15 protein-coding genes are annotated in these 18,362 nt (G+C 62.6%); 12 read left to right on the top strand and 3 right to left on the bottom strand.

The window, feature by feature from the left end:
* Positions 1-2: 2 nt before the first annotated feature.
* The 10 genes from tssJ to ACFOJ9_RS07495 are packed head-to-tail and all read left to right on the top strand — an operon-like array spanning position 3 to position 11,148.
* Positions 3-455 carry a type VI secretion system lipoprotein TssJ gene (gene tssJ, locus ACFOJ9_RS07540; protein WP_378978145.1) on the top strand — a complete coding sequence of 151 codons (453 nt, stop codon included), beginning with the start codon at positions 3-5 and terminating at the stop codon, positions 453-455.
* A gap of 39 nt (positions 456-494) precedes the next feature.
* The gene (gene tssK / locus ACFOJ9_RS07535; protein ID WP_378978143.1) at positions 495-1,829 is read left to right on the top strand and encodes a type VI secretion system baseplate subunit TssK; all 1,335 of its coding nucleotides are present in this window, start codon (positions 495-497) and stop codon (positions 1,827-1,829) included.
* Positions 1,830-1,833: 4 nt separating this feature from the next.
* Positions 1,834-3,156, top strand: coding sequence for a type IVB secretion system protein IcmH/DotU (icmH, locus tag ACFOJ9_RS07530; protein WP_378978141.1), 1,323 nt, complete (start codon positions 1,834-1,836; stop codon positions 3,154-3,156).
* The gene (gene tssM, locus ACFOJ9_RS07525; protein WP_378978139.1) at positions 3,157-6,693 is read left to right on the top strand and encodes a type VI secretion system membrane subunit TssM; all 3,537 of its coding nucleotides are present in this window, start codon (positions 3,157-3,159) and stop codon (positions 6,691-6,693) included. It abuts the gene before it with no gap.
* Complete coding sequence (tagF, locus tag ACFOJ9_RS07520) at positions 6,675-7,220, top strand: type VI secretion system-associated protein TagF (RefSeq protein ID WP_378978137.1); 546 nt, start codon at positions 6,675-6,677, stop codon at positions 7,218-7,220. The genes tssM and tagF overlap by 19 nt, the downstream gene beginning before the upstream one ends.
* On the top strand, positions 7,217-8,038 hold the full coding sequence (locus ACFOJ9_RS07515) for a DUF4150 domain-containing protein (protein WP_378978135.1): 822 nt from the start codon (positions 7,217-7,219) through the stop codon (positions 8,036-8,038). The genes tagF and ACFOJ9_RS07515 overlap by 4 nt, the downstream gene beginning before the upstream one ends.
* Before the next feature lie 2 nt (positions 8,039-8,040).
* A complete protein-coding gene (locus ACFOJ9_RS07510; RefSeq protein WP_378978133.1) occupies positions 8,041-8,526 on the top strand; it encodes a hypothetical protein in 486 nt (161 codons plus the stop codon).
* Positions 8,519-9,016 (top strand): hypothetical protein, encoded by a 498-nt coding sequence (locus ACFOJ9_RS07505; RefSeq protein WP_378978131.1) that lies wholly within the window; start codon positions 8,519-8,521, stop codon positions 9,014-9,016. Before ACFOJ9_RS07510 ends, ACFOJ9_RS07505 begins: the two co-directional genes overlap by 8 nt.
* Positions 9,017-9,019: 3 nt before the next feature.
* The gene (locus ACFOJ9_RS07500; RefSeq protein ID WP_378978129.1) at positions 9,020-10,108 is read left to right on the top strand and encodes a DUF2169 family type VI secretion system accessory protein; all 1,089 of its coding nucleotides are present in this window, start codon (positions 9,020-9,022) and stop codon (positions 10,106-10,108) included.
* Complete coding sequence (locus ACFOJ9_RS07495) at positions 10,105-11,148, top strand: hypothetical protein (RefSeq protein ID WP_378978127.1); 1,044 nt, start codon at positions 10,105-10,107, stop codon at positions 11,146-11,148. Before ACFOJ9_RS07500 ends, ACFOJ9_RS07495 begins: the two co-directional genes overlap by 4 nt.
* Before the next feature lie 3 nt (positions 11,149-11,151).
* Here the strand turns inward: ACFOJ9_RS07495 and ACFOJ9_RS07490 are convergent, their stop codons facing one another.
* Genes ACFOJ9_RS07490 through ACFOJ9_RS07480 form a run of 3 tightly spaced genes read right to left on the bottom strand, consistent with a single transcriptional unit; the run spans position 11,152 to position 15,086 of the window.
* A complete protein-coding gene (locus tag ACFOJ9_RS07490; RefSeq protein ID WP_378978125.1) occupies positions 11,152-12,315 on the bottom strand; it encodes a hypothetical protein in 1,164 nt (387 codons plus the stop codon).
* A gap of 10 nt (positions 12,316-12,325) precedes the next feature.
* Complete coding sequence (locus ACFOJ9_RS07485) at positions 12,326-12,748, bottom strand: DUF6484 domain-containing protein (RefSeq protein WP_378978123.1); 423 nt, start codon at positions 12,746-12,748, stop codon at positions 12,326-12,328.
* Positions 12,749-12,758: 10 nt separating this feature from the next.
* Positions 12,759-15,086 carry a type VI secretion system Vgr family protein gene (locus ACFOJ9_RS07480; RefSeq protein WP_378978121.1) on the bottom strand — a complete coding sequence of 776 codons (2,328 nt, stop codon included), beginning with the start codon at positions 15,084-15,086 and terminating at the stop codon, positions 12,759-12,761.
* 250 nt (positions 15,087-15,336) lie between these two features.
* Between ACFOJ9_RS07480 and tagH the strand changes: the two genes are divergently transcribed.
* Together tagH and tssL are read left to right on the top strand one after the other, a co-directional pair.
* Positions 15,337-16,416 (top strand): type VI secretion system-associated FHA domain protein TagH, encoded by a 1,080-nt coding sequence (tagH, locus tag ACFOJ9_RS07475; protein ID WP_378978119.1) that lies wholly within the window; start codon positions 15,337-15,339, stop codon positions 16,414-16,416.
* Between the two features lie 435 nt (positions 16,417-16,851).
* Positions 16,852-18,354: a type VI secretion system protein TssL, long form gene (gene tssL / locus ACFOJ9_RS07470; protein WP_378978117.1), complete on the top strand. Its 1,503-nt coding sequence runs from the start codon at positions 16,852-16,854 to the stop codon at positions 18,352-18,354.
* The last annotated feature ends 8 nt before the right edge of the window (positions 18,355-18,362 follow it).

Genomic DNA, 18,362 nt, shown 5'->3' with positions numbered 1-18,362 from the left:
ACATGATCGATCGACGCGAATTTATCGTTGCCATTGGCGCGACCGGGCTGCTTACGGCTTGCCAGAGCGGCCCGCCAAAACCATCCGTGATCACGGTCAAACTGACCGGCGCAGCCGGCATGAACCCGGGACCAGGTGGCGGCGACCGGCCAGTGACGGTCCTCGTGATGCGGCTGCGCAGCACCGGGAAATTCAGTTCCGCCGATTATTTTGCATTGCAGGGGGATGCCGGCTCGGCACTCGCAGGCGACCTCATCGGGTCCGACCAGATCGCTGTCGGGCCGGGAAAGACCGCGTCCAAGACCATCACGGTCGAGCCGGACGCGACGGCGCTGGGCTTCGTTGCGCTGATCCGCGAGCCCGGCGGCCGGAACTGGCGGACAACCAAGTCAGTGTCGGCGGGATCACAATTTACGGTCAACGTCACGCTTGGCAGCGGCGGCATTTCCGCCTAGCGGCCAGGACAAGGGGTGCTCGATGCAGAGAGTAGCGGCATGAGCGATGCAAACAGGGTGTTGTGGTCCGAAGGTCTGTTTCTCCGGACCCAGCATTTCCAGCAGCAGGATCGTTTTTTCGAGGCGACTGTGCGCGGCGCGTTGCGGGCCGGGCAGCTCCATACGTTCGGCTTTCAGCAGCTGACGCTGGATCAGGCGTTGCTCGATGCCGGCCAGGTCTCGATCCTCTCCGCACGGGGCATCTTCCCGGACGGGACCCCGTTCTCCATCCCCGACATGATGGACGCGCCGCGACCGCTGCCGATCACCCCCGATACCGGCGCCGGACCGGTGCTGGTCGCGCTGCCGCTCGAGCCTGCCGGCGGTGTCGGCTTCGATCCGGCACACGCCGCATCGACCGGCGCACGCTACCACGGGCGGATCGTTTCGATCTCCGATGCCGTCCAGGGTGGTTCAGACCCTGAAGAGATCGAAATTGCCCGCCCACAGGCGCTGCTGCTTGCACCCGGAAAATCGGTTGGCGGCTACACCGCCCTGCCCATAGCCGACATAAAAGGGGTTCGAGCCGATGGCGGCGTCTCGCTGGATGAGACCTTTCTGCCACCGACACTCGTTACCGGCGCGGTGGCCTGGTACAGGCAATTGCTTCTGGAGGTTGTCACGGGCCTAGACCAGATCGCCGAGGCACATGGCAAGATGGTCATGGGCGGGCCAGGGCGCAGTGTCGAAGACCTGCTGATGCTCAATCTCGCCAATGCTGCGCGCCCGCGACTGGCCCACATGCTGGCGCAGGATGTTTTCCATCCGGCCGAACTCTATCTGGAGTTGGCCGGTCTCGCCGGTTCGATGGCGACCTACGGCTCGAGCGCGCGGCGGCTGGGCGAGTTGCCCGCCTACGATCACATGGCGCCCGGCCCTGCCTATTCGGCACTGGCGGATGCGCTGCGCTCGCTCATCCTCAGCCTGCGTTACATCGAACCGAAATCGCGCGCGCTGCCTGTCATGCGGCATTCGACCAATGTCTGGAAAATCCGCATCGACAACCCGAAGCTGCTGGTGGCCAGCCGGATCGTTATCCGGGTCGGTTCGGAGCTGTCGGAGGACGCGCTGCGCAAGATATTCGTCAATCAGGCGACTGTCGGCTCGGCCGACCAGTTCGAGGGCCTGTGGAAGTCCCGCCTGCCCGGCATTCCACTCAAGCCGCTTCATTCGCAGCCTCGCGAAATCCCGTACGATGGCGACCGGCTCTGCCTCGAGCTGGACCAGAAAAGCGAGCACTGGGCGTCGCTGCTCGATGCTCCCGGCTTCGTCATCGGCGTTTCGGGTGTGTTGCCGAGCGAGCCGCAGGTGGACTGCTATTCGGTGAACAGGTGAGATCATGAGCCGCGATGATCCTTTCGGACTGTCGGAGGATCGTGAACGTACCCGCATACGACTGTCCGGCACGCCGACGCCGCGACCGATGACGCCGCTCCTGTCGGGCGCACCGGTGAAACGGTCGCGTTCGCACCCGAACGCACTTGTCAACGCATTCGCCCCTTTGCTCGAATTCGCGCCCGAGCTTGAAAGCGCGCTGCCACCGGAGAATCCGGAAGCGTTGCGAACCCGGTTGCTCGAGGAACTGGTTCGTGCACGCGATACGGCGATGGCGACCGGATCCTCGATGGAACGGGCCGATCAGGCTGCGTGGGCGGTGGCCGCGTTGCTCGACGATCTGGCCCTTAACACGCCCTGGGGCGGCGCCAGCGCATGGCCGCGCCAGCCGCTTGTGGTCATGCTGCGCGGCGATGTCGATGCAGGCACGCAGTTCTTCACCCGCCTCGACGAACTGGAGCGCCACCCGAACCGCGATCGCGAATTGCTGGAACTGCAATATGATTGCCTGGCACTCGGTTTTCGCGGCAAATATCGCGTACCCGGCCGCTCCGGCGACCGCTCGCTCAATGCCGTGCGCGTGGCGGCGGCACGCTTCCTGCGCGATGCCGACGCCGAAGGCGCGCCGCTGTCGCCAAACTGGAAGGGCGTGACCGCGTCCGACGAGCCGCAGCGCTTCATCGTTCCGATCTGGGTGATGGCGCTCGGCGCGGCAGTTGTCGCCACAGCAGTCCATATCGGGCTGTCGATGGGGCTGAGCAGCCAGGCAGTCGAGCTTTCTGCGCTGGTTCGCGCTCTGCCTCCCCCCACGCGCGGCGATATCAGCCGCACTTCGCCCAAGGTCGATGCCCCGCCGCCAGAGGCCGTGGATTTCGCGTTGTTGCCGGAATTTCAAGCCGGCGCCCCGGCCGATCTCAGAAAGGCCCTCAGCGGCACCGAGAGCGTTTCGCTGGCCAAGCTGGTCATCCAAGCCTCCAGCCCCGAACTGTTCCAGTCATCGCGGCCACAACTGACGGAAGGCTTCGAACCCCTGATCGGCTCGATCGCCAAGGTGATCCTCGCCAATCAGGAGCTGATCGGAAACATCACGGTGGTCGGCCATACCGACGGTATTCCGCTGCAAAGATCCAACCCGCTTTCCACGAACCAACGACTATCCGAGGCGCGCGCACGGACCATTGCGGACATGCTGGTCCAGAATGGGGTGCCAGAAGATCGTGTTCATTCCGAGGGCCGCGCGGCCACTGATCCAGTGGCAGCCGACAGCACGCGCGAGGGCCGGGCCTTGAACCGCCGCGTCGAGGTGCTGGTCGAAAAGAGGCTGTAGATGTTCATCCTGCGCTTCTTCTGGGCGGTCCTGACATCGCGCTGGCTCTGGACGCTGATCGGCATCACGCTGCTTTCGCTGGTTATCTGGGTGTTCGGTCCGATCGTCAGGGTCGGTGCCTATGAACCTTTCGCGTCGGAGAATGTACGCATCGTCATCGTCGCGCTGCTGGTCATCTTCTGGCTGATCTGGCTGATCGTCGCCCAGCGCCGGGCAATCCGCGCCAACCGGATGTTCGTCGCCGAAATCGCCGCACCCGCGGTGGAAAAGCCGCTGAGCCCCGGCGAAGAGAACGTCGCCGCCGTCGGTGCCAAGTTCGCCGATGTGATGGCCGAACTGAAGCGCCGCAAACTGGGCGGACGCAAGTTCCTGCGCGAAATGCCCTGGTATGTGATCGTCGGGCCACCGGCCACCGGCAAGACCACCGCCTTGCGGCAGTCCGGGCTGAATTTTCCGATCGATCTCACCGACGACCTGCAGGGTGTTGGCGGCACGCGCAATTGCGACTGGTTCTTCTCGGAACACGCGGTCCTGATCGACACTGCGGGGCGCTATGTCCAGCAGGAGAGCCAACCAGACGTCGATGCGGCGGAGTGGCTGGGCTTCCTCGAACTCTTGAAGAAGCACCGGGGCCGCCGCGCCCTAAATGGCGTGATCGTCGCGCTTTCGATCGATGCGCTTTCAGAGGGTGACGAAGCGATCAAGGCGCATGGCCGCAAGATCCGCCGTCGGCTGGCCGAGCTCAATGACCGGCTCGAAATCCGACTTCCGGTCTATCTGATGCTGACCAAGGCCGATCTGATCAAGGGTTTCGAGGCTTTCTTCGGCGGCTTGTCGACAGCGTCGCGCGAGCAGGTCTGGGGAACGACCTTCGCGCTGGATGCGCGCGTCGACGCAAAGACCATCGAGCGGGAAATCACGACCCTGGCAACAGAACTCGAGCGGCGGCTGGTGCCGCGCATGGAGGACGAGGACAAGCTCGCCGCACGCGCCGAGATCTTCAGATTTCCGGCCCAACTGGCGAGCCTGTCCGAACCGATCCAGGTGCTGATCGAGGCGATGTTCGGTGAAAGCCGATATGAAGAGGCCGCCTGGTTGCGGGGTCTCTATCTGACATCGGCGACCCAGGAGGGGACCCCCATCGACCGGCTAACGGCGGCGCTATCCTCCTCCTTCGGCCTTCCGCCGCGACGGGCGATGCCCGCGCCGCGCGTGGAAAAACGCAGCTTCTTCCTGAAGAACCTGCTGACCAATGTCATCTTCAGGGAAGCCGGGCTGGGGACGTTCGATCCGCTGGCGCAACGCCGTCGCGCCTGGATCTGGCGTGGCGCCGCCGCCGCCTGTGCCGCCATAGCCGTGCTGGCCGGCGGCCTATTTACCTGGTCCTACTACGACAACCGCAATGCGATCACGGCCCAGGCAGGTCAGTTCGAGGCGCTGCAGACGCCGCTGACCTCGGTCGCCGCCAACCCGGCATCGGTGGAGCAGCCTGCCATCGACAGCGCTCTCAGCGCGATGGCAGAGGTCGCGAATGCCCGCACCGCTCCGCCAGCAGCAGCCCAGGACCTGCTTGGACCATCAGCCTCGGCGGAACTGGTGCGGGCGCAGGCCGACACCTACGACCACGCTTTGCGCAACGTTCTCGAGCCGCACATGGTCGCCCTGCTCGAGGCAACCATGTGGCGGCAGATCCGCGATCCGGATTTCATGCTCGGGGCGCTGAAGACCTACCGCATGATGACGGGCCTGTCGCAGATGGATCCCGATTTCGCCCAGAACTGGTGGGTGAAGGACTTGCCGGAATTCGCGCCGGCGCCACCCTTTCCGACCGCCGACGCGGAAGAGCATCAGCTTGCCGCGATCCGTCGCATGGCGGTCGACGACAGTTATATCGCCCCGGATCAGGCTCTGGTTGCCGAGGCGCTGAAAACGGTTTGCACGATCTCATTGCCGGCGCGTGCCTATAGGCAGTTGCTGGCCGACCCGGCGGTGGCCGGGCTCAAGGAATGGATCCCGGCGAATTTCGCCGGTCCCAACGGCGCCAAGGTTTTTGCGCGTCGCTCCGACAAGACGCTTCGCGTCGGCATTTCGGGAGCGTTCACCTATGCAGGCTTCCATGACGCCGTTCTCGACCGGATCGAGGATGTGGCAGCACAAGCGGCGCTGGATCGGGCGGTCTTCGCCGGCGGCTGCTCCGAGAACTCCGAGACCTCCGTGTCGGCGCTGTCCGAGGATATCCTGAAGCTCTATTACGACGACTATATCGCGCAGTGGGACAGCTTCCTGCGCGATATGAGGCTGGCGCCATTGAGCGACCTCAATGTCGCCAGTGAGAATCTGAAGGATCTTTCCAGCGCCGATTCAGCACTGAAACGCCTGCTCACGGCGGTCGTTCAGGAGACCGAGCTCACCCGATCCGATGAAGCGCCGACCGACGACAAGGCAGCGGCCAAGGGCGGCTCGAAACTGCTCGGCAAACTCGGCAAGCTCGGCAAGATCGTGAAAACGGGAGCAAAGCTGCTTCCACGCGCGGGCTCAGCTGACGAGGTGGATCTTACCGGCAACCTGGTGGCGGAACACTTCAAGCCGCTCAAGGGTGCGATCGCCGAGGTCGACGGCCAGCCGCCGGCACTCGACGCCGCGGTGGTGGCTCTGACGGCGCTGTCCAACGTGTTGCAGACGGTCACGGCCAATCCCGACCCCCAGGATGCCATCAAGAAGCAAGGCGGCCTCGCCGAGCTGACGGGAGCGGTCGCCAGGCAAGCGCAAATCCTGCCCGACCCGATCGACGACTGGCTCGGCGGCGTCGCCGGCGACACCAGCGGGTTGACGCAAAAGGCGGTGACCTCGGAGCTCAACGCCATCTGGCGCGCCGACATCCTGCCCTTTTGCCAGGCGGCGCTCAACGACCGCTATCCATTCAGTCCGGAAAGCGCGGTGGACGTCAATGTCCGCGATTTCGCCCGCCTGTTCGGACCCGCCGGCCTGATCGATGCCTTCATCAACGACCATTTGATCAGTTACGTAGACACCGCCAGCCAGCCCTGGAAATGGCGTGCCGACTTTGGCCTGGACCCTTCGGCGCTGGCGGCGTTCGAACAGGCCAGGCGGATACGCGACGATCTCTTTCCCGGCGGTACGGGTCCGGTGATGAGCTTCACGCTTGAACCGAAGGACCTGTCTCCGAACGTCACGCGCGTGACGCTCAATCTCGATGGCCAGAACCTCGTCTACTTCAACAACGCGACGCGACCGCAACCGATGACCTGGCCCGGCAAGGACGGCACCGGGGTCATTTCGCTCGCCTTCCAGCCGATCGACGGCTCACCCGAAATCATGCTCAACGAAACCGGCAGCTGGGCGTGGCTGAGGATGCTGCGCAGCGGCCGATTCACCGGGACCTCGCTGTCCGATGTCTACAGCCTGCGGCTAGGGACGAAAGGCATGTACGCCGACTTCGAACTCAAGGCTGCCAGCGTCGAAAACCCCTACAACCTGCAGATGTTCAAGAAATTCTCATGTCCACCGCAGATATGAGCACCGGCTTCTTCGGCAAGATTCCGGCGACCGGAGATTTTGTCGCCGCGAACCTGCCGCGGGCGTTCATCGACCGCTGGGACCGATGGATGTCGATGGAATTGCGCGCCCGGCCCGATGAAGGCGAGCTCGATCCGCGGGCCTGGCGCTTCATCGTCCAGGCCGGCATTTTCGGCGACCAGCCCTGCGCCGGCGTCTGGCGCATGAGCGAGGATCGCGTCGGCCGGCGTTATCCTTTCGCCATTGTGCGGCTGGGTCCGCCGCCAGACCTCGTCGATCCGTGGTTCGATGCGGTCGCGGGCTTTATCAAGGGCGTTGTCGAGGATTCCTGGACGATGGCAAGAATGAGCGAAAAGCTTGCCGCACTTGCGCCGCCAGCATCACAAAGCGAGGCGCAGTTGATCGCCTTCTGGTGCGACGACTGGGAGATCTACGAATTCAGCTTTGTCGACATCCATGATCTTGCCGCGAACGGCTTGCCGGCGATGCGGGCCGCAAGAGCCGTGACAGAGGTGTCGGAGCAATGAGCTGCACGGTCTTTGCAGAAGGCAACGGTTTCTTCCACAAAGGTAGCGGGGGCACGGGGACTGCCCCGATTGACGTTTGTCTGTCTCCGCCGCCACCGCCAACGGGGCCGGTGCCTGTACCCTATGTGAACAACATGTCGGCTGGCGATCTGACCAAGGGAAGCAAGAGCGTCAAGATCGACGGCAATCCGACCGCGCTGGAAAACGTTTCCGAGGTATCGACCAGCTCGGGCAACGAGGCCGGCACGCAGGGCGGAGGCGTCGTGACACACAAGACGAAGGGTAAGGCATCGTGCACGCTTTGGTCTTTCACGGTGAAGGTCGAGGGCAAGGGTGTGGGGCGCCACAGCGATCTTGCCATCCAGAACTGCATGTCGACTCCGCCCAACATTATCTGCACTTATGTCAAAGTCATCGAGAACCTGCAGCGGCCGGAATTTGCCACGATGCTAGCCGACGCGGGCAAGGGATGCCCGCCGGGCAAGGAAGATCCTCCCGAAACGAAGACCACGAAGAAGCAGCGGGCGCATGTACGCGGACGCGCGGCCTGTTGGTCGTGCCAGAAATCGATCAATACCGGCTTCTTCAAGAGCAGCGGTCGCCGCTATAACCGTGGCAAACGTTGGGTTGCCGACCATCAGCCCCCGCAGTCCGTCGTTTGGAAGGAACTGGGCGGCTGCCGCAACCCGGCGATTTTCGAGAAATGGAAAAAAGACAACAAGTCCGTTCAGCCGCAATGCGCTGCGTGCTCAAACACCCAAGGCGGCAGCGTCAGCACGGCGGATACGACGGCACTGCTCACGAAGCTTGGAATATAGCGATGACATCAGGTGGCGACTTCGATCGGATTTTCGAGGAGTATGTCGCGGACGTGGAGGCCGCACTACCTGCTGTAGTGCAGTGGTTCGAGCGGTTGAAAGCAAGCCGGAAATACACTGCAAAGGGCTTCAGCGTCGATGATATCTGGCCGAGCCAGACAGGGTCGCATCCAGTGATGATCCAGATCTTCCGGAAGCATTTCCTCAAGCTTGCCATCCTCATTGAACGCCTGGATCGCGAGGAGGAACTGGAAGATGAGCAGGAACCCTCCGAGGAAGATTGGGGAACGGACGACGACGATGTCGGTGACGATGACGATGACGATGACGATGAGTACGACGAGCGGCCATCGGAGCCATACCAAGTCCTGATCGAACGGCTGCGGGAGGAGCGTCCAGACCTCTACGCACATTTCCGTCAGTTCATGTTCATTCCCGTGGGGCTGGAGGACTATCTCCTGGTCGAGAGAGAGGTCGGAAATGGATGACACCGATTTCATCTTGCACGATGTCGAGCGCGGCTGGCGGCGGCTGCACCATGCGCCGAAGGATGTACGCGGCACCATGCCGGACTATGTCGATACGCCCGTGCACCTTGCTTGCCAGCCTGATCTTATTCCATTGCACAAGCTCTACCTCGACGAACTAGTAGGCATGACTGAGCAGGCCATCGAATGGTGGCGCGACATCGTCGACAATCACGCGGAGGACGGCGAGAATCTGCGGGACGCGGCACGCAAGGCCTATGCCGGCTGGCCGGCCGGTCCCGCAGCGCACGAGACCGTCGTGTCGGTCGTGCGCACCTATTGGCTCGCCTGCGCTCAAGAAGCCGCCAAGCTGCCGCCGGAAGCGGCGATGCTTCCTGAAGACTTCCTGCTGGCGACGCTCGACAGGGCCAGGCACAAGCGCGCCATTCTCGTGCTGACCGCCATGCCCTATTGGCCAATTGGCTTGGATGAGAAAGGTAGTTGGTGCTGAACGATGCCGCGCGCCGTCTGGCTCGAAAACCGCACGCCTTTTGCTGCAGCGATCCACGTGCAACCCGATGCCGAGGGTCAGGAGGTGCTGGTGGCAATGTTTTCGGCGAGCTTCGAGACGCCGAAGCAAGATAGGGAGCTTCGCCCCGCGGACGAACAGATGCCCGTTGCGTTCGGCGACGTGCCGTTTGGCGACCCGGTCCGTTCGTCGAATCGATACGAGGCCGACATCGCTCCGGTCAAGCCAGCCGCGGAAGTGATCGTCAACGGTACAGCCTATGCTCCGAACGGCAAACCGGTGCGCGAGATGCAAGTTGGCCTGAATATCGGCAGTATCCGCAAAGTGCTGAACGTTGCCGGCGACCGCATCTACGATTCCGGCAGCTACAGCCCGCCACATCCTTTCAGGACCATGCCAGTCATCTACGAGCGCGCCTATGGCGGCACCGCGCCTGATGGTAGGGTTGAACAACGCAATCCGGTCGGCGTGGGCTTCCATCACGCGGTTTCCGCCGATCCCGCCGTCAAGACACAGGCTCCCAACATTACCTATCCGGGCGAACCATATCTCAGCCCCGGCGATCGGCCGAAGCCGGCGGGGTTTGGAGCGATCGGGCGTGGCTGGCAGCCAAGGATCGCCTATGCAGGCACTTACGACCAGGCATGGATCGAAACACAATGGCCTTTGCCGACAAGGGACTTCGATCCACGACATCATCTTTGCACGCCCGCCGACCAGCACCTGCCACGGCTTGCCGGCGGTGAAGAGGTGTCGTTGGTCGGCCTCACGCCAACGGCGCGTTGGAGCTTCCGCTTGCCACGGATAATCGCACCCGTGAGGTTGATCTATGACGACAGGGTAGAAGAGCGCGCCTTCGCACCAGACACTGTGATCATCGAACCGGACCTTTGGCGAATAACGCTGAAAGCACGACTGTCCTTCGTGACGCGCCGGAATGCCCCGGCTTTGCGTGAAATAGTATTCGGTCATGTCACGCCAGCACTTCTGCTGGCCAGACGAAAGGGTAAGCAATATTATTCTCCGCTCGGGGGCGACGGCACGTTGCGCGACCGCCCCGTGTGGCTCCCTTGAAGCGGCCGCTCTATATCGCAGGGTCCGGAGCGGTGACGCCCGCCGGACTTAATGCGCCACAAACGGTCGCAGCCATCAGGGCAGGTCTCTCCGCCTTCGAGGAAATGATACTCAACGAACCCTTGGGCGCAACACAGATCGTTGCACGAGTCCGTGCTCACTCCCGATTGCGGCGCAGCGATGGCCAATGGCTGGTCAATATGGCCGCGCGTGCTATTGGCGAGGCGCTGCGTAGCGGGACGTGCCTGTCCGACACAACCGCAATCCTGCTAACCCCGCCCGAAAGCTTTCGCAATCATCCGGCCTATGGAGACATTGCGCCGCCAGATTTCTTGACGGCGGTGATGTCGGCGACCGGGCAGAAATTCCATGTTGCGTCACGCGCGATTGACGGCGGCGCGGCAGCAAGCATCGGCCTACTTGAACGCGCCGTGGAAATGATGGAGCAGCAAGGTATCGGGCAGGTTCTGCTCGGTGGGGTCGACAGCCTCGTCAATGACACGGATTTCGCTCGGCTGGGGCGCGCGGGGCGCCTCAAGGGAACAGACAACGCACAAGGCCTTGTTCCGGGCGAGGCAGCAGCCTTTGTCCGCCTGACCCAAAATCCGGAAGGGAAGGCACGCGTCCATGCGGCAATCCATGGCGTGGGGTTGGCCCAGGAGCAAGACAGTGTTCTCTCCGAACGTTACAGCCAGGGACGCGCCTTGCTCGGGGCCCTGCGCGATGCGGTGAACGGATCGGGCCCCTCCGAACCCGATATCGACTTCGTCATCAGCAACGGCAACGGCGAGCGCTATAGTGGCTGGGAGCAGTTGATCGCACGGCCGCGTTTCTACCGCACGCGCCGTGAGATCCTTCCTACCGCCTATCCGGCCATGACCATCGGCGACATAGGATCAGCCGCTGGCGCACTGGCGCTGATGCTGGCGGCCGACAGCTTGCTCAAAGACTATGCACCCGGTCCGACCGTCGTCTGTGAACTCGCCTCGGAGAACGGCCTGCGCGCCGCGGCGGTGATGGCCCGCATGACCCGGCGTTGAAATTCACATCCAGGCCGGAAAGCGGCGCGTGGCTCGCCAGTCGGCGAGTGGCGCGTCGGCCGTCGCGAATGCCGCGCGCAATGCGTCGAGCCGCAAGCGGCGCATCGACCGGAAAGGACGCTGATGGCGCCCGCCCCGCCCCTCGTCCCACCATGCCTCGACGCGTTCGGCCGCTGGAAGCGAAGTGTCGTCCAGATCGGCGAACTCCTTGCCAAGAACGGCCGGATCGGCAACAAAAAGGTCGGTGTCACCGAAATCGACCTCGAACAGATCGCGAAGTGCCGCACCGGCAGCGCCGGCAAGTTCCGGTTCACGCATTTTCTCGATCAGCCAGGGCATCACCGCGCGGTCGCCGAACAGACCGATCGAAGCTGTTGCCAGACCGCGAAGCGCAGGCTGTTCCAAATGCTTCTGCAGCCAGCCCTTGCCGGCCTTCGTCGCAGTCGTCAGCAAGCGTATCTCGATCGCTGCCTCGGCAAGCCCTGGTTCCGTCAGTACGATCTTGTCGACCACAGGGTGGGCGGACCGCGTCTCGCCAAGCAGGCAACATGCCAGGGCCGCCGTCAAACGCTCCTTGGACGTCTCGCCATCCAGGCCGGCCAGCACTGCGGGAAGAAGGTCGCGTCGCTTGAGCGCGCCGGCGAGCCTGACGGCTCGGCTGCGCACTCTTGCATCGGAATGGTTCGCCAAATCATGAAGACGCGGCCCCGGATCGACGCGATGGTGCCAGAGCGCAGAGAGCCCAAGGCAACGCTGCGGCGCATCGCGGGTGTCCAGCCATTTCGCCACGAACGGCCGCAGTTTTTCACGCGGTGTGCGCGCGACTGCGGCGGACAAGCTCGACAGGCCGGCCTCACCGAGGCTCGCCGCGGCGTCGATCGCGACCGCTATCAGCTCGGCATCGCCCCAATGCAATGCCAGCGTGCCAAGCGCGAAAAGCTCCCCCGGCTCGGCATAGTCTGTGAAACGGGCCTGGGCCGCATCCCAGCCGGCCTTGCCGGCAGCCATGAGCCCTTCGATGTTCGCGTCGAGACGCTGGTCAATGCGGCCGATGTCCGTCTCATCGAGAATTGAACCATCGATTTCCCGGCGGCGGCGAAGCCAGAGGAAAGCGGCATCTTCGGCATGCTGATCCACGATGGCGGCGATGGTCGCGACGCGGTGCATAGGCAACGCCTCAATTGAGATGCACGGCCCCGCCGCGAATACGGTTGGTCCCGCTGGCCTGGCTCGTCAACTGGCTGCCGCGAATGGTCACGCGGCCATTCTTTTCCAGAATGATCGACGCCAGGCCGCAGCGCAGTTCTATGCGCTCGTCTCCGGTGATGACGACACGGTCGCCTTCGCGAGCGACTTTCAGCTCTCTGTTCTTGTGCGCCGGATCGACGATGCGTCCAACGACCAGCGGTCGCGTGGGATCACCCTCCTCGAACAGAAGGGCCAGTTCTGAACCGATCGCCGAAATGTCCAGTTCAGTCAGGCTGCGCGCCGCAATTGCCGTCTCGCGCGGATTGCCGACGAAGACAACAAGCGGCGCCCCGCCCTCGAAACCGATCAGCAGGCCGATCACGACGCCGTCGATACGATCCAGCACTTCCATGATGACGCCCTCAGTTGTTGTTGATGGTGCTTCCCTTGACGATCACGTCGCCGTCGGCCTTGACGGTAATCTTGCCGCTGCCCTTGAGCGTTATGTCCTTGCCGTCGGCAACAATGGTGCCGTCCTTTTTCATCGTGATCGACGCCGAGCCGCATTTGAGTGTGATCGAGTCACCCGCCTCGATCACCAGGTTCTTGCCGACCTTGATCGAACTGTCGTCCGCAATCTGGATTCCGCTGCCCTTGCCGACCTTGAGCGCGTGCCCGCCTCCGACATCGGTTGCGTCGTCAGCGCCGATTTTTGCCGACCTGCCTTTGCCGATTTGCGACGACTGCGCGCCGCCGATGGCGAAACTCTGGTCCGCGCCGATTTTCACGCTCTGCGCGGCGGCGATTGTCCAATTGTCCGCCGCTCCGATGGTGTGAGTCTGTCCGGCTCCCACCGTCATCGAGCGCGATGCGCCGATCTGATTCGTCTGGACAGCGCCAACGCTTCGGGTTTCCGCTGCGCCCACTGAATCCACTCGCGCCGCGCCCACGGTGATCGTCTGGATCAACCCGACGGTCTGCGTGTGATTGGACCCGATCGTCTCCGTCGAGTTCGCCCCGATGCCGATCGTCTCGTTCGAGCCAACCGTCAGCGAGCGGTTGACGCCCACCGTCTCGGTATCGTTCTTGCCGATGTCGGTTGTCTGGTCGACGCCGACCTTGACTGTCTTGTTGTTGCCGACGTCCTCGTCGAGGTTGTGGCCGACGGAGTGCTTGGCGTTGTGGTCGATGCGGTCGGACTGGTCATGTTGCACCAGCTTTGTGCGGTCGTGCTTGATCAGAAGGTTATGATCCTTCTGCGCCTGGAAGTTGACCAGTTCGGAACCGGCCTTGTCCTCGAACATCAGTTCGTTGTAGCCGCCTCCGCCGAGCGAGGAGTCCGACTTCCAGCCGGACTGCGTTGCGTGCCCAGGCAGCGCATAGGGCGGCATCTGGGAGGCGTTGTAGACCCTGCCGGTGATGATCGGCAGATCGGGATCGCCTTCGATGAAATCGACGATGACCTCCTGGCCGATGCGCGGTATCTGGATGAAGCCCCAGCCGCTGCCGGCCCATGTCTGCGAGACACGCACGAAGCAAGAGCTGTTCTGGTCCTTCTTGCCCAGGCGATCCCAGTGGAACTGCACCTTCACCCGCGCATACTTGTCCGTGAATATCTCCTCGCCGGACGGGCCAACCACCGTCGCCGTCTGGGGGCCGCGCATGATCGGCCGTGGCGTGATCCGTGGCGGACGATAGGTCAAGGCAGTCGGCGCCACGCCGAGAATCACCTTGAAGTTCTCGCTCTCGGCGTCGGCATGGGCTCTATATCCCGGATCAAACAGCCTGTATTCGGCGCTGAGCACGAGATATTCCTGGTTCTGATCTTCGCGCGGGAAGCCGTCCAACGTGAACGTGCAGCCAGAAAACAGGCCACGCACGGTTCCGACGGCGGCGATGCGCTGGTGTACGGCCTGGATTTCCTCGCGCCGGATCGCGGCGAGGCTGTCGCCTCGCCCCACTTCGAGATGCGCGCCGGGCTGACGGTAGTTCTCGCCCGCAGCCAGCTTGTGACCGAAAGGCTGGGCCGATTTGGCCATGAGGTCGGCGCCCGGCTTCTTGAAATCATAGTCGGTGTGGGCATAGGCGCCCGGCCGCACCGAGCTGCCCGGAATCCATTCGGTGATGTATTCGACATCGCGCCGGGAGCCCTGCCCTTCAAAATGATAAGGCACTTTTTCATAACCCGGCGCCGGCTTCAGCTTGGTCATGGCATCGGCCAGGACAAGTGTGTGCTTGCCCTCATCATGCTCGAAGAAATACAGAATACCCTCGTGCTCGAGCAGCCGCTGCACGAAATCCAGATCGGTCTCGTCGTACTGCACGCAGTATTCGCGCGGCGGATAAGACCCTTGCAGGCGCTTCTCGAATTTTGCCGTGCTGTATTTCGAGAAAACCTTTTCGACGATTTCGATGACGTTCATGTTCTGGAAAATACGGCAGTCGGTGGTATTTCCGAGAAACCACAGCCATGGCCTGATGATCGCTTCGTAATATGCCAACCGATCCTCGATCCGGGTGAGCCGAAACTCGGACACCAGGCCGCTGAACCAGCGCTTCGGATCGGATTCACCTTCGATCGATACGGCGCCGCCCAGCATCTTCAGTGGGTCGACGTCGGAGCTGGTGCTGACGAACCCGACCGTGTAGGCCAAACAACGACTGATCTCATCGCGCCCGACGAGATGCGTGAAGGTCAACAACTCGGCGCCAACCGGTGTTTGGACAACCGTGGCACGCTCGTTCGGCATGGGTCGTGCCCTCCTGGACGCGGCCGCCAGTGTGGTGGATTTGAAGTCCCGCTATATCAACGGCATCGCATTTGGGAACTTTTTCGCCACAACAAGCTGCGTTGAGCCTACCACAAGTTTTCGTGCCGTCCAAAATGGACGATAGCGACTGGAATCTATCGATTAACCGGCTTGAAACGCTGCTGTCCCGCTGTACCCGCAAGCTGCTAGAATGGCACAGTATCGATCAGCGATCGACAGGCGATTCCGGATGTTCATCAGTCTGCAGATCAACAATGTCGACTCCCTGCCGGCTGGTATCTCGACCAGTTACGCGGCCCGTGATCGCAGCTTCGAAATCGGACGGGAGGCTTGTAGCTGGACCTTGCCCGACCCCGACAAGTTCATCTCCGGCCGGCACTGCGAGGTCCGCTACGAGGCTGGCGCGTTTTGGCTGCACGACGTCTCGCGCAATGGGACCTTCATCAACGGATCGAGCCAGCGCATGGCCGGCCCGCATCGGCTCGATCATGGGGACCGAGTGCTGATCGGCCGCTATGTCATCTTCGTATCGATCGACGATGAGCACACCGCTACAGGTCATCCCGGGAGCAGCCATGGTTCGACGCAACGAGAAATGCCGGCCGCGACAGGCCAGCCGCTGGAATTCGCAGATGAGCCTTTCTTCAATGCGGCGCAGCACCGGCCCGGGCAACGAGCGCCGGCATCGACGCCTTCGTCGCCGCAGGCCCCGCCTCTCTCCTCAGCCGGTCAGCGCCCTGACTCAGGCGAGGTTCTGCGGGACATCGCGATCGGAGCCGGCCTCCCACCGGAATTGCTGCAATCGCGTGACCCGCATGAGGTCGCTGCCGAGATCGGCGCGGTGCTGCGGACCGTGGTCGAAGAACTGACCTTGCTGCTGAAAGCACGCGCGGCTGCGAAAATGTTGGCCAAGAGCACACACCGAACGATGATCAGCGCCGCGGACAACAATCCGCTGAAGTTCGTCCCGGGAACCGACGACATCCTCGAAGTCATGTTCGCGCGGCGCAGAACCGGCTATCTCGATGCCAGGCACAGCATCGAAGACGCATTCCACGACCTCAAGACGCACGAATTCGCCACCTATGCCGCCATGCAAGCCGCGCTCTCCCGGCTGCTCGACGACCTGTCACCCGAGGCGATCGGCAAGAAAATTCCACCCGCGTCGTTCAGCTCGAAGAAAAGCCAGGCTTGGGACGCCTTCGTTGCGACATGGCGGACCATGGAGGAAGCACACGAAAACGGCATGCTGGACATATTCCTTGCCTATTTCAGCGAGGCCTATGCCAAAGCCGACAAGCAAAAATAGGCGGGCAAAAACAGGCGGGCAAAAAGGATTAGGAAGAACTGCAGCTGGCGCATGGCCCGGAAAAGATCGGTTTGCCGGGCTGATCTCCACTTCCGAGTGGATCATTCGCCAACTGGAAGTTCTATGACGGCCTTGCGCGTCCAAGTAGCGCGCGGCGGTAGTCGGCGAAGAAAAATCCTTTCGACGCGCGGCACCCCGTTCCAATCGGCAACTTCTGAGATTACGATCACATACGACAGTTCGCCAAGCGGGTAAGCCTGATTGACCTGGGGGTCTGCGGCAAATGTCATGTTACGGCGCGATAGCGTTTGGTAGCCGATTTTCCTCCGGACACTGTCCTCGTCAGCGGGGTCTGCATTTCCTGCATCCTGCCAGGAACTGTTTTGCGACTGTCCGGCGCAAAAGCGGACACGCCGTGTGGACGGAAGACCGGCTATGAGCTCGAAGGACGATCCTTTCGGCCCGGCAGGCAAGACGGTCATTCGCGCAAATCCGCGACGCGAGCAAAAGCCGGCGCCGGTTCAGCAATCGGTCCCGGATAGCGGCCAGCCCTCGCGGGTCAAGGATTCAACGGTTTTCGATCCTGGCGGTGGCCGGCATACGCCGCCGGGCTGGACATCCGGAACGGTGATTTATCAAGGCGCGGCTCCCGTCGCTGCGACGGGGGCCGGTTCTGCGTCTGCGCCGAGGCCAGCCATCGAGCAGGAAGCCCTGCTCAATGCTGCCGAGAGCGTCAGATACTCCGCGACAAACCCGATCCTCGCCGCGGCGGCGCCGTTGCTGATGCTATTTGGCCAGCTCAGGCTGATCCCCGTCGAAAGGCAGGCGCAACCACTGGCAGAGCATGTCGCCGATGCGATCGAAAAGTTCGACCGGATGCTGGAAAAGACCGGTGTTCCCGAAGAGGACGCGCGGATCGCAAAATTTGCCCTGTGCGAAACCGCCGACGATCTCATCGGCAACCTGCCTTGGCCCAAGGGAGACGCTTGGGCGCGACACAGCATGCTATCGCGCTTTTTTCACATCGAACCCGCCGGCACAGGCTTCTACGAAGCGTTGAACAAGCTACTGGCCAAACCGCTGGCCCATTGCGATCTCATCGAACTGATGCATGCCTGCCTGTCGCTTGGGTTCGAGGGCCAATACCGAGGGATGGCGCACGAGGACACCAATCTCGAACGCGTACGGCGCGACGTCTACGAGACGCTTCGCTACTTCAGGCCGCGTGTCGGCTACGAGATTTCGCCTCAATGGCGGGGATTGGCGGCGACAATGACGCGGCCATCTGTCCGGCTGCCGCTCTGGGCCGTTGCGGCCGCTACGGCGGCGCTGTTGACTGCGGCATTCTTCGCGTTGCGGGTGTTCATCACCAATGAAGGCGATGCCGTCGCCGGCGAATTGCTGGCGCTCAATCCATCGACGCCGATCGCTATCGAACGCGCCAGTGCGGAGCCGCTGGCCGAGCCGGTGAAGATCACCACGCCTGCCGCCAAACAGATCGATCGCATCCGCTCGGCACTGGCCAAGGAAGTCGCGGGCGGCGGGCTGAGCATTGGCACGAAGGGGGACTTCATCGTGGTCGAGATAAACAATCTCCTGTTGTTCCAGTCCGGGAAGGCCGACGTGAAGGCGGAGTTTCAACCGATCGCCGCAGACATCGCCGCGGCCCTGGAACCCGAGCCGGGACCAATCAGGATCATCGGCCATACGGACAATGTGAAGCCGCGTAAATCGAGCGCATTCAAATCCAACTTCGATCTTTCCGTCGCCAGGGCGAAGGCCGTCGAAACAATGATGGCACCGCAATTCAGCGACCCCTCGCGAATTACGATCGACGGCAAGGGTGAAGACGAACCGATCGCCGATAACGCGACCCCGGAAGGTCGTGCCAAGAACCGCCGTGTCGATGTGATGATCCCCAAGGAGGAGACGCTGTGAGCACGGCC

It is taken from the genome of Mesorhizobium cantuariense (genome assembly GCF_042647205.1).
GTDB lineage: Bacteria > Pseudomonadota > Alphaproteobacteria > Rhizobiales > Rhizobiaceae > Mesorhizobium > Mesorhizobium cantuariense.
The sequence above is the reverse complement of the archived record's forward strand: the minus strand, read 5'-3'. Positions and strand labels throughout refer to the sequence as shown.

Excerpts from the sequence above, each read along its gene's own strand:
- icmH (WP_378978141.1), top strand. The coding sequence starts at position 1,834 with ATGAGCCGCGATGATCCTTTCGGACTGTCGGAGGATCGTGAACGTACC.
- ACFOJ9_RS07490 (WP_378978125.1), bottom strand. The coding sequence starts at position 12,315 with ATGCACCGCGTCGCGACCATCGCCGCCATCGTGGATCAGCATGCCGAA.
- tagH (WP_378978119.1), top strand. The coding sequence starts at position 15,337 with ATGTTCATCAGTCTGCAGATCAACAATGTCGACTCCCTGCCGGCTGGT.
- tssL (WP_378978117.1), top strand. The coding sequence starts at position 16,852 with ATGAGCTCGAAGGACGATCCTTTCGGCCCGGCAGGCAAGACGGTCATT.
- ACFOJ9_RS07500 (WP_378978129.1), top strand. The coding sequence starts at position 9,020 with ATGCCGCGCGCCGTCTGGCTCGAAAACCGCACGCCTTTTGCTGCAGCG.
- tssM (WP_378978139.1), top strand. The coding sequence starts at position 3,157 with ATGTTCATCCTGCGCTTCTTCTGGGCGGTCCTGACATCGCGCTGGCTC.
- ACFOJ9_RS07505 (WP_378978131.1), top strand. The coding sequence starts at position 8,519 with ATGGATGACACCGATTTCATCTTGCACGATGTCGAGCGCGGCTGGCGG.
- tssK (WP_378978143.1), top strand. The coding sequence starts at position 495 with ATGAGCGATGCAAACAGGGTGTTGTGGTCCGAAGGTCTGTTTCTCCGG.
- tagF (WP_378978137.1), top strand. The coding sequence starts at position 6,675 with ATGTCCACCGCAGATATGAGCACCGGCTTCTTCGGCAAGATTCCGGCG.
- tssJ (WP_378978145.1), top strand. The coding sequence starts at position 3 with ATGATCGATCGACGCGAATTTATCGTTGCCATTGGCGCGACCGGGCTG.
- ACFOJ9_RS07510 (WP_378978133.1), top strand. The coding sequence starts at position 8,041 with ATGACATCAGGTGGCGACTTCGATCGGATTTTCGAGGAGTATGTCGCG.
- ACFOJ9_RS07515 (WP_378978135.1), top strand. The coding sequence starts at position 7,217 with ATGAGCTGCACGGTCTTTGCAGAAGGCAACGGTTTCTTCCACAAAGGT.
- ACFOJ9_RS07480 (WP_378978121.1), bottom strand. The coding sequence starts at position 15,086 with ATGCCGAACGAGCGTGCCACGGTTGTCCAAACACCGGTTGGCGCCGAG.
- ACFOJ9_RS07485 (WP_378978123.1), bottom strand. The coding sequence starts at position 12,748 with ATGGAAGTGCTGGATCGTATCGACGGCGTCGTGATCGGCCTGCTGATC.